This is a genomic window from Streptomyces sp. NPDC088116 (genome assembly GCF_044741745.1).
Lineage (GTDB): Bacteria > Actinomycetota > Actinomycetes > Streptomycetales > Streptomycetaceae > Streptomyces.
Genome location: NZ_JBIUTF010000010.1, coordinates 21,400 through 35,991 on the forward strand (window position 1 = coordinate 21,400; position 14,592 = coordinate 35,991).

At 69.7% G+C, this 14,592-nt stretch carries 12 protein-coding genes; 1 reads left to right on the plus strand and 11 read right to left on the minus strand.

Going from position 1 to position 14,592, the window contains the following annotated elements:
* Nucleotides 1-58: 58 nt before the first annotated feature.
* The 11 genes from pstB to mshD form a co-directional block, all read right to left on the minus strand.
* The gene (gene pstB, locus ACIOJD_RS32220; protein WP_401889767.1) at nucleotides 59-835 is read right to left on the minus strand and encodes a phosphate ABC transporter ATP-binding protein PstB; all 777 of its coding nucleotides are present in this window, start codon (nucleotides 833-835) and stop codon (nucleotides 59-61) included.
* Between the two features lie 52 nt (nucleotides 836-887).
* Nucleotides 888-1,967 carry a phosphate ABC transporter permease PstA gene (gene pstA / locus ACIOJD_RS32225; protein WP_401919781.1) on the minus strand — a complete coding sequence of 360 codons (1,080 nt, stop codon included), beginning with the start codon at nucleotides 1,965-1,967 and terminating at the stop codon, nucleotides 888-890.
* Nucleotides 1,964-2,956, minus strand: coding sequence for a phosphate ABC transporter permease subunit PstC (gene pstC / locus ACIOJD_RS32230; RefSeq protein WP_401919783.1), 993 nt, complete (start codon nucleotides 2,954-2,956; stop codon nucleotides 1,964-1,966). The genes pstA and pstC overlap by 4 nt, the downstream gene beginning before the upstream one ends.
* Nucleotides 2,957-3,054: 98 nt before the next feature.
* On the minus strand, nucleotides 3,055-4,182 hold the full coding sequence (gene pstS, locus ACIOJD_RS32235) for a phosphate ABC transporter substrate-binding protein PstS (RefSeq protein ID WP_401919784.1): 1,128 nt from the start codon (nucleotides 4,180-4,182) through the stop codon (nucleotides 3,055-3,057).
* 710 nt (nucleotides 4,183-4,892) lie between these two features.
* Nucleotides 4,893-5,327, minus strand: a complete 435-nt coding sequence (locus tag ACIOJD_RS32240) for an NUDIX hydrolase (RefSeq protein ID WP_401919785.1) — start codon at nucleotides 5,325-5,327, stop codon at nucleotides 4,893-4,895.
* Nucleotides 5,324-6,472, minus strand: a complete 1,149-nt coding sequence (locus ACIOJD_RS32245; protein ID WP_401919787.1) for a CHAD domain-containing protein — start codon at nucleotides 6,470-6,472, stop codon at nucleotides 5,324-5,326. The genes ACIOJD_RS32240 and ACIOJD_RS32245 overlap by 4 nt, the downstream gene beginning before the upstream one ends.
* Nucleotides 6,459-8,702, minus strand: a complete 2,244-nt coding sequence (locus ACIOJD_RS32250; protein WP_401919789.1) for an RNA degradosome polyphosphate kinase — start codon at nucleotides 8,700-8,702, stop codon at nucleotides 6,459-6,461. Before ACIOJD_RS32250 ends, ACIOJD_RS32245 begins: the two co-directional genes overlap by 14 nt.
* A 309-nt stretch (nucleotides 8,703-9,011) precedes the next feature.
* Nucleotides 9,012-10,037, minus strand: a complete 1,026-nt coding sequence (locus ACIOJD_RS32255) for an ABC transporter permease subunit (RefSeq protein WP_401920009.1) — start codon at nucleotides 10,035-10,037, stop codon at nucleotides 9,012-9,014.
* Nucleotides 10,038-10,039: 2 nt separating this feature from the next.
* Nucleotides 10,040-10,948 carry an ABC transporter ATP-binding protein gene (locus tag ACIOJD_RS32260; RefSeq protein ID WP_401919791.1) on the minus strand — a complete coding sequence of 303 codons (909 nt, stop codon included), beginning with the start codon at nucleotides 10,946-10,948 and terminating at the stop codon, nucleotides 10,040-10,042.
* A complete protein-coding gene (locus ACIOJD_RS32265) occupies nucleotides 10,945-11,331 on the minus strand; it encodes a GntR family transcriptional regulator (RefSeq protein WP_401889724.1) in 387 nt (128 codons plus the stop codon). The genes ACIOJD_RS32260 and ACIOJD_RS32265 overlap by 4 nt, the downstream gene beginning before the upstream one ends.
* 147 nt (nucleotides 11,332-11,478) lie before the next feature.
* Entirely contained in the window at nucleotides 11,479-12,399 is a 921-nt protein-coding gene (gene mshD / locus ACIOJD_RS32270) for a mycothiol synthase (protein ID WP_401919792.1), read from the minus strand.
* 323 nt (nucleotides 12,400-12,722) lie between these two features.
* Between mshD and ACIOJD_RS32275 the strand changes: the two genes are divergently transcribed.
* Nucleotides 12,723-14,543, plus strand: coding sequence for a bifunctional metallophosphatase/5'-nucleotidase (locus tag ACIOJD_RS32275; protein WP_401919793.1), 1,821 nt, complete (start codon nucleotides 12,723-12,725; stop codon nucleotides 14,541-14,543).
* Nucleotides 14,544-14,592: the final 49 nt, after the last annotated feature.

Below are 14,592 nucleotides of genomic sequence, written 5' to 3' on the forward strand. Positions count from 1 at the left end.
CGGGCCCTTCGCCTTGCGGTGGCACCGCCATGCAGCACCGCAGGACGGCTCAGTCGCCCTATCCGAAGCGGCCGGAGATGTAGTCCTCCGTCGCCTGCACGGACGGGTTGGCGAAGATCCGCTCGGTCTCGTCGATCTCGATGAGCTTGCCGGGCTGGCCGACGGCCGCGAGGTTGAAGAACGCCGTACGGTCCGAGACGCGCGCCGCCTGCTGCATGTTGTGCGTCACGATGACGATCGTGAAGCGCTCCTTCAGCTCACCGATCAGGTCCTCGATGGCGAGGGTGGAGATCGGGTCCAGCGCGGAGCACGGCTCGTCCATCAGCAGGACGTCCGGCTCGACCGCGATCGCGCGGGCTATGCACAGGCGCTGCTGCTGGCCGCCGGAGAGACCGGAGCCGGGCTTGTTCAGGCGGTCCTTGACCTCGTTCCAGAGGTTCGCGCCCTTGAGGGACTTCTCCACGATGTCCGCGAGCTGGCTCTTGCCGTACCGGCCGTTCAGCCGGAGCCCCGCCGCGACATTGTCGAAGATCGACATCGTCGGGAACGGGTTCGGGCGCTGGAAGACCATGCCGACCGTGCGGCGCACGGTCACCGGGTCGACACCCGGTCCGTACAGGTTCTCGTCGTCCAGGAGGACCTTGCCCTCGACCCGGCCACCGGGGGTGACCTCGTGCATCCGGTTCAGCGTGCGCAGGAAGGTGGACTTGCCGCAGCCGGACGGGCCGATGAAGGCCGTCACGGAGCGGGGCTCCACGGTCATCGATATGTCGTCGATGGCCCGGTGGGAGCCGTAGTAGGCGGTCAGTCCGCTGACGTCGATTCGCTTGGCCATGTCACTCACTGCTTCTTTCGTGGCCCCGCGCGGCGGAGCCGGATATCGGGCCTCAGCGGCCGGTCTTCGGGGCCTTCCAGCGGGCGATGCCCCGCGCGACCAGGTTGAGGATCATGACGAACGCGATCAGGACCAGCGCCGCGCCCCAGGCACGGTCGACGGCTGCCACTTCGCCCACCTTGTACTGCTCGTAGATGTAGAAGGGGAGCGAGGACTGGGCGCCCTCGAAGGGGTTCGAGTTGATCAGCTGGCTGCCGTAGACGAGCAGGATGATCGGCGCGGTCTCACCGGCGATACGCGCGATGGCGAGCATGACGCCGGTGGTGATACCGCCGATCGCGGTCGGCAGGACCACCTTCAGGATCACCCGCCACTTCGGTACGCCCAGGGCGAGCGCGGCCTCGCGCAGCTCGTTCGGGACGAGCTTGAGCATCTCCTCGGTGGAGCGGACCACGACCGGGATCATCAGGATCGCGAGGGCGAGCGCGCCCAGCAGACCCGACGGCTCGATCTTGGCCATCAGCACGATCGACAGGATGAACAGACCCGCGACGATGGACGGGATACCCGTCATGACGTCCACGAAGAACGTCACGGCCTTGGCCAGCGCGCCCTTCCCGTACTCCACCAGGTAGACGGCGGTCAGCAGGCCGATCGGCGCGGAGATCACGGTGGCGATGCCGACCTGCTCCAGGGTGCCGATCAGCGCGTGGTAGACACCGCCGGTCGGGTCGGAGCCGAGCACTCCGGCCATGGAGTGGGTCAGGAAGTACGGGTCGACGACCTTCGCACCGCGGCTGATCGTCGTCCAGAGCAGCGAGAACAGCGGGATGACGGCCAGGATGAAACAGACCCACACGACGCTGGTGGCGAGGCGGTCCTTGGCCTGGCGCTGGTTCTCGACCGCCGAGGTGACGACGTACGAGATGGCCAGGAAGGCGACCACGGCGATCAGGCCCCACTGGACCTTGCTGTTCAGTCCGGCGCCCGCTCCGACGCCGATACCGATGGCGAGTCCGGCGGCGGCGAAGCCCGCCGGTGCCCAGCGGGGCAGTCCCCGCCGGCTCAGGCTCTTCCTCGGACCCTCCGGCGGCGCCGGGGCCGGCGTGTCCGTGACGGCTGCGTGGCTCATGCGTTGGCCCCCGAGTACTCCTTGCGGCGCGCGATGATCAGGCGGGCCGCGCCGTTGACCAGCAGTGTGAGGACGAAGAGGACCAGACCGGAGGCGATCAGGGCGTCCCGCCCGAACTCGTTGGCCTCGTCGAACTTCGCCGCGATGTTCTGGGCGAACGTGCCGCCGCCCGGGTCGAGCAGGTGGAGCGAGATCAGGTAGTTCGGCGAGAGGACCGTGGCGACGGCCATCGTCTCGCCCAGCGCGCGGCCGAGTCCCAGCATCGAGGCGGAGATGACACCGGAGCGGCCGAAGGGCAGCACGGACAGCCGGATGACCTCCCAGCGCGTGGCGCCGAGCGCGAGCGCCGCCTCCTCGTTCATCCGCGGAACCTGGAGGAAGACCTCGCGGCTGACGCTGGTCACGATCGGCAGGATCATGATCGCCAGCAGGATGCCGACGGTGAGCATGTTGCGGGCGACGCCGGGGTGGGTCTGGTCGAAGATGTACGTCCAGGAGAAGTACTGGTCGAGCCAGACATTGAGGCCGTCGAGATACGGCACGAGGACCAGGGCGCCCCAGATGCCGTAGATGATCGACGGCACGGCGGCGAGCAGGTCCACGACGTAGGCGAGGGGCGAGGCCACCTTGCGCGGCGCGTAGTGCGAGATGAACAGGGCGATGCCGACAGCGATCGGAACCGCGATGACCATCGCGATGATCGAGCTGACGACCGTACCGAAGAGCAGGACCGCGATGCCGAAGACCGGCGGGGTCGCGGACGGGTTCCAGTCGAAGGTGGTGAGGAAGTTGCCCTCGTCCTTCGAGATGGCGATGGCGGCGCGGTAGGTCAGGAACCCCGCGATCGACGCCATGATGACAAGCAGCAGAATGCCCGAGCCCTTCGAGAGGCCCGAGAAGATCGTGTCACCCGCGCTCCCGGTGGAGCGGTTCGGTGGGGGGTCGGCCGGCGGTGCCGGCGGGGTGTCTATGGGGGTGGTGGAAGCCATGATCTTTCCGGTCTGTCTGAGGGAGGCGGGACTCCCCTGGCGGCGGTGCACCGGATGGGGGACGGCCGCCGGCACCGGGCCGGCGGCCGTCACGGGTGTTACGAGAGGGACTTGACCGTCTCGCGCACCTTGGCGTTGATCTCCGCCGGGATCGGGGCGTAGCCCGCCTCGGAGAGCAGCTTCTGGCCCTCGGCGCTGGAGGTGTAGTTCAGGAAGGACTTCACCGTCGGCAGCGTCTCGGCCTTGTTGCCCTTGTCGCAGGCGATCTCGTACGTCACCAGGACGATCGGGTAGGCACCGTCGGCCTTGGTGGCGTAGTCGAGGTCGAGCGCCAGGTCCTTGCCGGTGCCCTTGATCTTGGCGGCGGCGATGGCCTTGGACGCGTTCGCGGAGGTCGCCTCGACCGGGGCGCTGGCGCCCGTGTCGACCTTGACCGTGGGGATCTTCTGCGAGTGGGCGTAGGAGAGCTCGAAGTAACCGATCGAGCCGTCGACCTGCTTCACCTGGCTCGCGACACCGGAGGAACCGGAAGCCGCCTGGCCGCCGGGGGCGGGCCACTTCTTCTCGGCCTCGTACTTCCAGTCGGACGGGGCCGCGGCACCCAGGTACTTGCCGAGGTTCTGCGTGGTGCCCGAGTCCTCGGAGCGGTGGAACGCCTGGATCGGCTTGCTCGGGAGCTTGGCGTCGGGGTTGAGGGCCTTGATCGCCGGGTCGTCCCACTTCTTGATCTTGCTGTCGAAGATCTTGGCGAGCGTGGGGGCGTCGAGGACCAGGTTGTCCACACCCTGGAGGTGGTAGCCGAGCGCGATCGGGCCGCCGACCATCGGCAGGTTGATGCCCTGGCCGCCCTTGCAGATCTTCTTCGACTCCGCGACCTCTTCGGGCTTGAGCGCCGAGTCGGAACCGGCGAAGCCCACGGTGCCCTGGTTGAACGCGACGATGCCCTCACCGGAGGAGGACGACTTGTAGTTGACCTCCACACCGGTACAGGTCGTCATGTAGTTCTTGACCCAGAGGTCCATCGCGTTCTTCTGGGCGCTGGAGCCCGACGCCAGCAGCTGGCCCTTGGCGTCGTCACACACGGCCTTCGACGCGGCCGAGGCCTTCTTCCCGGGGTCGCCGCCGGTGTTGTCGTCCGAGCCGCACGCCGTGAGAACCAGGGCGCCGGAGACGGCGAGGGCACCGAGCGCGGTGGCGCGCAGCCCGTTCTTGCGCTGAAGCTTCACTTCGGGTGTTCCTTCCAGGAGCCGCCGGGGTCTTCGGTTGTTGTACGGCGGCGTGCATCGGGGTGGCCGGTGCGGTGCGGTGACCGTCACCGTGTAAGGCCGAAATTAGGCAGATCAGGTGAATCGGCCGACGGGGGAGAGTGAACGGCGGGTGAACCTCGTCGGACGGCTGAGGTTCGGGAGTGGGCGCCGGGTGGCGGGTGGTGCGGGTGTGGTGCGCCGTCCGGCGGGGGTGCGGTGTCTCTGTGGGGTGCGGGTGCGCTGCGCCGTCCGGCGTGGTGGCGGGTGCGGGTGTGGTGCGCCGTCCGGCGTGGTCGCGGGTGGGGGTGCGGTTTGGTGCGCGCCGTTGGGGGTGCGGGGGCCGGGGCCTCCGGAGGCGCATGTCCGGACTGCATGATTTACGGCGTGTGCGGGTTCGTTTTCCGGGTGCGGGTTGTCGTACGCCACACATCACGCTTTACGTCCGGACACGTCACCTCCTGCGACCCCGGCCCCCTCCCGCCGGTCCGCTGTCTGCGGTCAGTTCGGGGTGCTCGCTGCTGTGACTGGACCTGGAGGGTGACGCCTGGGTTTTCTGTCGACTCGCGCAGGTGGCGCGACTGCTCGACGCGTACCTTTTCGCCGCCGAGGCGGTCCATCAGGCTCACCTGGAAGGGCTGGCCATGTTCCCCCGGGGCGAGCAGTCCTCATGACCGCACGCCGGCGCCGGGTCATCCGTCCGTCAGGACCGTTACGAGCTGCTTGTCCCTCTCGTGGGTGAGGCGCTCCTGGGCGGCCGTGGGAGGAAGCCAGAGCATCCGGTCCACTTCCTTGCTCGCCGTGAACGCTCCACCGGTGGCCTCGGCCGCCCAGTACCGGACTTCCTTGGGGACGCCGTCGACCAGGTACCAGGCGGTGGGGAGCGTGGAGCCCAAGGCGCAGGTCATGCCGGTCTCTTCGCGCACTTCACGTATCGCCGCGTCCTCGAACGTCTCTCCCGGCTTGAGCTTGCCCTTGGGGTGGGACCAGTCGTCGTACTTGGGCCGGTGCACCAGGGCCAGTTCGATGCCGGAGCCGGATGGCGACCGGCGCCACAGCACGCAGCCCGCCGCGAGCACCGGGCCCGGTCTGTCCGAGGCGCCCGAAGGGGGCTCCGCCCCGGTCATGGCGCGGTCACCGAACCAATCGAGCCCACCGAACCCACCGGTCCGACCGAACCCATCGCGCCCACCGTCGTCTTCTGCCACACCTGCTGGAACGCGAAGCGCGCCGCCTCCACCTCGTGGCGCTGGTCCGCGTGCAGAACCCCGAGCGCGTACGCCGTCGCCGGGGCGATGCGGGGCGTGCGGGCCGCGTTCGCCGCCGCTGCCGCCGCCTCGGCCGCGTCGCGGTGCCGGTCCAGGGCCTGGACCGCGCCGGCCAGCAGTGGATCGGGGCCGTCGGCGCACCACACCTCCTGCGCGTACCGGTGCAGCCGGAGCAGGTGGCGTACCTGGTGCCAGGGGGTGTCCTGCGCCTCCCCGTCCGATGCGGTGGCCAACCCGCTGACCAGGGCCTCCGCGTTGTACGGATGCGCGGCGCGGGCCAGCGGCAGCGCGGCCACGGCATCCAGCAGCTGCCGTTCGGCGGCCGCGCCCGGCCCGGCCAGCAGTTCGGCGGCGGGGGCGCCCGCGACGGGTGCCAGTGGTACCTCGGAGGCCAGTACGGCCACGGCGTCCGCCACCGCGTGGAAGCGGGACGAGCCGAGCGCCTGGAGCGCCGCCGAGTGGGAGCGGGTCCGGGCCAGGGTCAGCTGGCGTTCGAGCAGCGCGCCGGCCCGGGACGCCCCGACGGCCAGGGGACCGGTCGGCCGTGCCGCGGCCTCCTTCTCCGTACGCGCGGACGGAACGGACGAAGCGGTGGCCGGCACGGAAGCGGACGCCGACGTGGACGCGGAGGACGCGGACATCGACGCGGAACCCGGTCCGGACGGCGCCTCGCCCGACAGCCGCGCCAGCGCCCCCAGCAGCCGGGTCAGCCGGTTCGTACAGGCGTGTTCCTGGGCCAGGGTGCCGGAGAGCCAGCCCAGTTCCGTACGGAGCTGATCCGCCCAGCCCTGGTCCAGCAGCGGCCGGAACGTATGCAGCCCGCCGCCGATTCTGCGGGCCGCGCCCCGTAGCGCACGGGCCGCGGCCTCGGCCGCGGCCGTGTCCGAGCCGCTCTCGCCGTACTGCCGCAGGCTGCGCAGGAAGTCACCGGCGCGGGAGTGCAGATACCCCGCCAGTACCTCCCCCGCCGTCAGCCGGTCGGTGTCCACTTCATGGTGCTGCACGCCGGCGCCTCCGGGCGTCTATGAGCATTTCCTGTACGTGCCGCAGCGGCTGGCCGTCCGGATCCGTCGAGTGCCGGGTCCAGTTGCCGTCCGCGCCGAGGTGCCAGGAGGAGGTGGTGTCGGACATCCCGGTCTCCAGCATCCGGGTGAGGGACGCGCGGTGGGCCGGGTCCACGACCCTGACCAGCGCTTCGATACGGCGGTCGAGATTGCGGTGCATCATGTCGGCGCTGCCGAGCCAGACCTCGGGCTCGCCGCCGTTGCCGAAGGCGAAGACCCGCGAGTGCTCCAGGAAGCGGCCCAGGATCGAGCGCACCCGGATGTTCTCGGAGAGCCCGGCGACCCCGGGGCGTACGGCACAGATGCCGCGGACCCAGATGTCGACCGGTACGCCCGCCTGCGAGGCCCGGTAACAGGCGTCGATGATCGCTTCGTCGACCATCGAGTTGACCTTGATACGGACATAGGCGGGGCGGCCCGCGCGGTGGTGCGCGACCTCCTTGTTGATACGGGAGATCAGTCCGTCGCGCAGGGACTTCGGGGCGACCAGCAGCCGGCGGTAGGTCTCCCGGCGGGAGTAGCCGGACAGCCGGTTGAACAGGTCGGACAGGTCCGCGCCGACCTGCGGGTCCGCGGTGAGCAGGCCGAGGTCCTCGTACAGCCGGGCCGTCTTCGGGTGGTAGTTGCCGGTGCCGACATGGCTGTAGCGGCGCAGGATGTCGCCCTCCTGCCGGACCACCAGCGAGAGCTTGCAGTGGGTCTTCAGCCCGACCAGGCCGTACACCACATGGCAGCCGGACTCCTCCAGCTTGCGCGCCCACTTGATGTTGGCCTGCTCGTCGAAGCGGGCCTTGATCTCGACGAGGACGAGGACCTGCTTGCCCGAGTCGGCGGCGTCGACCAGCGCGTCCACTATCGGGGAGTCGCCGGACGTCCGGTACAGCGTCTGCTTGATGGCCAGTACGTCCGGGTCGGCCGCGGCCTGCTCCAGGAAGGCCTGGACGGAGGTGGAGAACGAGTCGTACGGGTGGTGCAGCAGGACGTCGCGCTCGCGCAGCGCGGCGAAGACGTCCGGCGCGGACGCGGACTCCACCTCGGCGAGGTCACGGTGCGTGCCCGCGATGAACTTGGGGTATTTCAGCTCGGGCCGGTCCAGCGCCGAGATCCCGAACAGCGCCGTCAGGTCCAGCGGTCCGGGCAGCGGATAGACCTCAGCGTCGGACACCTTCAGCTCGCGGACCAGCAGGTCGAGGACGTACGGGTCGATGGACTCCTCGACCTCCAGGCGCACCGGCGGGCCGAAGCGACGCCGCATGAGTTCCTTCTCCAGCGCCTTGAGGAGGTTCTCCGCGTCGTCCTCCTCCACCTCCAGGTCCTCGTTGCGGGTGACCCGGAACATGTGGTGCGCCAGTACCTCCATCCCGGGGAACAGCTCCTCCAGGTGGGCCGCGATGACGTCCTCCAGCGGTACGTACCGCTGCGGTGAGGCCTCCAGGAAGCGGGACAGCAGCGGCGGCACCTTGACGCGGGCGAAGTGGCGGTGGCCGCTGACCGGGTTGCGAACGACGACGGCCAGGTTGAGGGAGAGGCCGGAGATGTACGGGAAGGGGTGCGCGGGGTCGACCGCGAGGGGCGTGAGGACCGGGAAGATCTGCTGGCGGAAGAGCGTGAAGAGGCGGGCCTGCTCCTTCTCGGTCAGCTCGGGCCAGCGGATGATGTGGATGCCCTCGTCGGCGAGGGCGGGGGCGATGTCCTGCTGGTAGCAGGCGGCGTGCCGGGCCATGATCTCGCGCGAGCGGGTCCAGATCAGGTCCAGTACGTCGCGGGGCTGGAGGCCGGACGCGGAGCGGGTGGCCACTCCGGTCGCGATGCGCCGCTTGAGTCCGGCCACCCTGACCATGAAGAACTCGTCCAGGTTGGACGCGAAAATCGCGAGGAAGTTCGCCCGTTCGAGGAGTGGTGTCGTCGGATCCTCGGCCAGCTCCAGAACCCGCTCGTTGAACGCGAGCCAGCTGCGCTCGCGGTCGAGGAACCGCCCCTGGGGCAGTTCGGTGCCGTGCGGGCCACCGTCCTCCTCGTACGCGTCGAGGTCCGAGTCGAGATCGGGTTCGAGGTCGGAACCTCCGCGCGAGGCGACCGTATGGGGCCGGTGGGCGGCTATGAAACCGACGGATGGCTGCTGAGGGTGCTGGGAGTGCTGGACCGGTACCTCGGCGGGCTGCTGGCTCATGTCCCTATTGTTCCGCGCGGAGGGCGAGACAGGCGCGTCGGAGAGAGCAGGGGTGAGGTGGACCCTGCCATTGGTCCTGCCGTTGGTCCTGCCGTTCGGGATGCCGTTCGGAATGGGGGGCACAGCGGGCTGCATTCAGAGAGGGTCGCAATCTCTTCTGAATGGCCGGTAACGGCGACATGACGTGAAGGAAAGCGGGGCGGGGCTCCCCGGAGACGTCACACCATGGATTCGTGCTTCCCGAGGGGCCGCGCGGCTCCCCGAGGGTGTCATACCCGACTCTCGGGGAGCCGCGCGGTGAACCGCGGCTCAGCCGTGATGGCTGCGGAGGACTCGGAACGCTCCATAGGAGGCGGCGGCCGCCAGGGCCAGGACGAGGCCCGATTCCACGATCTGGAGCGGCCAGAAGTGTGGGTCGGGGTGATAGTCGAGGTACCTGCCGCTGACACCGTGGTCCGCCATGCACCGCCCGACGTCCGGACTCGACTCGCAGAAGTCGGTGGGAAGCCGTTTGCCCGAAGCGGTCAGGAGGCCTTCCTCGATCCGCCAGCCGCCATCGGCCTCTTCGGGGACATCGTTGTTCGTGACCGTGACGAGCGGCCACAGAATGCTTCGCGCCGCGCCGAGGACGATCAGCACCGCACTCACCGCCAGCCCGGTGAGGGACATCGCCGCGACCGTACGCCGCACCAGCAGGCCGACGAGCGCGCCCGCCGCGATGCCGAGCGCCGTGTAGGCGAGAGGGACGATGCCGATCGAGGCGTAGGTGAACGAGTCCCACCAGGGGAAGCCGTAATAGTCCCTCGGGCCCGTCGCCCAGGCCCAGGACTGGACGGTCGTCAGCAGTGCGACGCACCCCAGCGCCGCGGCGGCCACCGCCAGCAGTTTCGCGGCCAGCCAGTGCGCGGGCGTGACGGACTGGGTCCAGGCCAGTCTGTACGTCCCCGACTCCATCTCCCGGGCGATCAGCGGTCCCGCGACGAACGCGCCGATCGCGATGGGCAGCACCATGATCCAGAAGGCCGACGTTTGCAGCAGTGCGTGGAATGCCTCTTCACTGTCCGGATACTCCCGAAGGTAGTAGTCGCACTTCACCGGTTCGTACGAGGTGGAGCAGCCCGTGGCCGCGAACGCGGCCGCCGCTTTCCCTATCGAGATCCGGTGGTGGATGAGGATCAGTGCGCCGGTGACGGTCAGCGCGAGGACGATCCGGAGTACGAAGCGGTGCTGACGTATCGCCAGCCAGGCCGGGCCGCGCGGAGTGAGCGCGGCCGGCCATTCCGGGATCCGGGACATGAGAGCGGTGAGCCCTTCCGGGATGCGCGAGGTGGACATGTTCACGCGGCCACCGCCGTCAGGGACCGCGCGCTGGGCGTGAGCATGATGGGCGCGTCGGGCGAGCGCAGATGCGCGAGCAGCAGTTCTTCGAGTGAGGGGGCGTCCGTCTGCCAGCCGTCGTCCAGAGGTCCTTCCGGCCGGATGAGCGATGTCAACCCGCGCCCTGTCGCACGCGACTCGACGACGGTGTGCGGTGACAGGTCCCTTACCGGCCCTGTCACCAGCCTGTGCGCGTCGATGAGGTCGTCGATCTCGCCGCCGAGGCGTACCTGGCCGCCGTCGACGAGCAGCAGGAAGTCGCAGGCATCCTCCAACTCGGTGAGGACGTGCGAGGAGATCACGACGGTGGTGTTGTGCTCCGCCGCGCCGGCCAGCACGATGCCCATCAGCTGTTGGCGGGCCAGCGGGTCGAGATCCGCCATCGGCTCGTCCAGCAGGAGCAGTTCAGGGCGCTTGCCGAGCGCGAGGGCAAGGGCGATGCGGGTGCGCTGGCCACCGGACAGCGTACGGATCCGGCATCCGTGATCCAGCATGCCGTCTTCGACGATCTGCTCGGCGGTCTCCGCGTCCCAGCTCCCCGGGTTCAGCTCGCTGCCCATGCGCAGGGTCTCACCGACCGTCAGTTGTGGGTACAGCGGCTTGTCCTGGGCGACATACGCGAGGCGCGCGCGGGCGGACCCCTGGTCGGTGCCGAGGATGCGGAGGGAGCCCTCAGTGGGAGGCAGCAGCCCGGCCGCGAGGGCGAGGAGGGTGGATTTGCCGGCACCGTTCGGCCCGACGAGGGCGCAGACGCGTCCGACGGGAAGACGGAAGGAGCAGTCGCTCAGTGCCCAGCAGCTCTCGCGCCGCCTTCCGCGCGTCTCGTACCGCTTGCCGAGGCCCGTCGCCTCGATCGCCGTCACTGTCATGCGCCGTCCCCTTTGAATCTTTCCTCGACCACGGATGTGAAGAGCGCGGTCACGTCGTCCTTGTCCATGCCTTCCGCCCGTGCGCGATCGGCCCAGGCGGCCAGCTCGGCCCGGAGCGCGCTGTCGGCCGAACCGCGGCCGAGGGTGCCCCGTACGAAGGTGCCGAGCCCGCGCCGGCCTTCGGCCAGTCCCTCGCGCTCCAGTTCGCGGTACGCCTTGAGCACGGTGTTCGGGTTGATGGCGGTGGCCTCCACCACTTCGCGGGCGGTGGGCAGCTTGTCGCCGGGCTCCAGCAGTCCGAGGCGCAGAGCCTGTTTCGTCTGCTGGACGATCTGGAGGTAGGTGGCGACCCCGCTGCGCCGGTCGATGCGGTATTCGATCACCCGCAAACACCCTTTCACTAAGGAAGTAGGGAAAGGGTGATGTACGTAAGGGGCGGCGTCAAGGCCGCCGCCCCTTACGTCACTTACTTACGGTTTTGCGGCCACCGACTTTGCGGCCAGCGACTTTGCGGTCGTGTCAGGCCCCGGTCAGGACTCCGTCCGGTACATCAGGTCCACCTCGTGCGTGCTGAACCCCAGCCGCTCGTACACCGTCACGGCCGCCGTGTTGTCCGCGTCCACGTAGAGCATCGCCGTCGGCAGCCCCTCGGCCGCCAGGTGCCGCAGGCCGATCGCCGTGAGCGCCTTGCCGAGGCCGCCGCCCTGCGCGTCGGGCCTGATGCCCACCACGTACACCTCGCCCAACTGCTCCTCGGCATGCACCTTCGTCCAGTGGAAGCCGATCAGCTCGCCGCCGCGCTCGGCCAGGAAGAAGCCCTTGGGGTCGAACCACGGCTCGGCCATCCGGTCGTCCAGGTCCCGCTGGGTCAGCGAGCCCTGCTCGGGGTGGTGCGCGAAGGCGGCGGCGTTGACCGCGAGCCAGGCGGCGTCGTCCTGCCCGGGGACGAACGTACGGATGGTGACCCCGGCGGGCAGGGCCGGCTCCGGGATGGACGGCGGGTTCAACGGAAGGCGCAACTGCCGCAGTTCACGGAAGAGGGTCAGCCCGAGGACCTGCGCCAGATGCCGGGCGGCCGACTTCCCGCCGTGCGCCCACGCCCGCAGCCGCTTCCCGGACGCGTGCAGCAGCTCGACGCCCAGCGCCCGGCCGTGACCGCGCCCCCGGCGCCCGGGGTGCACGACCAGCTCGGCGGCCGGAGCCTCGATGGGGTCGGTGTCCTCCAGCTGTCCGTACCCGACGAGTTCGTCGTCGGCGGTGAGCAGGAAGTGCCGTACGCCCTGGCGGTGTCCGCCCCGCAACTGGAGCCTGCCTTGCTCGGACACGGCCTGCACGCCGTCCGTGGCGGCGGCTTCGGCGAGCAGGCCGAGGACATCCTCGGCCTGCTCGGGGGTGAGCGCGTCGAGGGTCTGGATCTGCCGGCCGGACTCGCGGGCTGCTGCGTCAGTCATGCGTCGAGGGTACGGCGGGGGTACGGCGGGAGGGGTACGAGAGGGACGTACGGGCGGGCCGTGAGCGGACGTACGGGCGGGCCGTGAGCGGACGTACGGGCGGGCCGTGACCGGCGGGGCGCCCCGAAAGGCAACCGGCTCGTAACCCGGTACCCCCTGTTGGGCTACGCGCGTTGACTCTAGGCTGCCGCTCGCAGCCTCTGGGAGATTCCCGGGTTCCTCCCCGGGCCTCCCGCACCTCGCCTCGGCGGATCCGGCGCAACCCGGCGCACCGCCCTCACGTTTCACGCCTCACGCCTCACGCTCAATTCACAAGGGGACCCATGTCAGCACCGCAGAAGAACCGCGCGGCCCGGCGGGTGCTCGCCGCTGCCGCCGGTCTGGCCACCGTCGGCGCCCTGGTCGCCACGATGCCGGCCGCCACCGCCCAGGACCAGGCGTCCGGCAAGGGCCACGGCCACGGTCACCAGAAGCCCCGCACCGTCGACGTACAGCTGCTGTCCTTCAACGACCTCCACGGCAACCTGGAGGCGCCCGCGGGCTCCGCCGGGACCGTCACCGAGAAGCAGGCCGACGGCACGACCAAGACGATCCCGGCCGGTGGTGTCGAGTACCTGGCGACCTCCTTGCGCGACGCGCGCAAGGGCAACCCGTACTCCATCACCGCGGCGGGCGGCGACATGGTGGGCGCGAGCCCGCTGCTGTCCGGCCTCTTCCACGACGAGCCGACCATCGAGGCGCTCAACAAGATCGACCTCGATGTGACGACCGTCGGCAACCACGAGTTCGACGAGGGCGCCACCGAACTGGCCCGCCTCCAGAACGGCGGCTGCCACCCGACCGGGGGGTGCTACGAGAAGGGCAAGAAGTTCAAGGGCGCCGACTTCCCGTACCTCGCCGCCAACGTGACGACGGAGAAGACGGGCAAGCCGGTCCTCAAGCCGTACACCGTCTGGAAGAAGAACGGCGTCAAGGTCGGCTTCATCGGTGTGACCCTGGAGGGCACGCCGGACGTCGTGACCGCCGAGGGCGTCAAGGGGCTCAAGTTCCACGACGAGATCGAGACGGTCAACAAGTACGCCAAGGAGCTGGAGCGGCAGGGCGTCAAGTCGATCGTCGCGCTGATCCACGAGGGCGGCTCGCCCGCCTCGACCGCGTACAACTACGACTGCGACAGCCCCGGCGCCGGTGACGGTATCTCGGGGCCGATCAGCGACATCGCGAAGGGCATCACACCCAAGGTCGACGCGCTGGTGACCGGGCACACCCACCAGGCATACGCGTGCACGATCCCGGACCCGGCGGGGAACCCGCGACTGGTCACGTCGGCGTCGTCGTTCGGCAAGCTGTACACGGACACCACGCTCACCTACGACCGTCGCACCAACGACATCGTGCGTACGAGCGTGAAGTCGGCGAACCACGTCGTCAGCCGCGAGCAGCCCAAGGCCAAGGACCTGACCTCGCTCATAGGGCGCTGGAACAAGCTGGCCGCGCCGATCGCGGCGGCTCCCCAGGGTTACATCGCGGCGGACATCAACGGCCGTGGCGCGTCCACCCCGGAGTCCCCGCTCGGCGACCTGATCGCGGACGCCCAGCTCGCGGGCATGTCCCCGGCGGACAAGGGCGGCGCCCAGATCGCCTTCATGAACCCGGGCGGGATCAGGTCGGACCTGGTGCACAAGGCGTCGGGCAGTGAGGGCGACGGAGTGGTGACGTACGGCGAGGCCTTCACGGTGCAGCCGTTCACCAACATGATGAACGCGGTGGACCTGACGGGCGAGCAGGTCATCAAGGCGCTCCAGCAGCAGGTCAGCGGGTCCAACGAGGCGTCCCCGAAGATCCTCCAGCCCTCGAAGGGCCTGACGTACACCCTGGACATGACCAAGTCGGGCGCGGCCCGCGTGGTCACGGACACGGTGAAGCTGAACGGCGAGGCGATCGACCCGGCGAAGACGTACCGGGTCGCGATGAACGAGTTCCTCGCGGGCGGCGGCGACGGCTTCCCGGCGCTCGGTGAGGGCAAGAACAAGCTGGTCGGCGCGGCGGACCTGGACATGCTCAACGCGTACCTGAAGGCGAACTCCAGCGCGGAGGCGCCGCTGGCGCCGCCGGCGGCGGACCGGATCAAGATCGTCAAGTAGCGGTTCGTAAGCAGCGGGTCGCTTGCGCGGGTCGCGGTTGCGGGTTGTG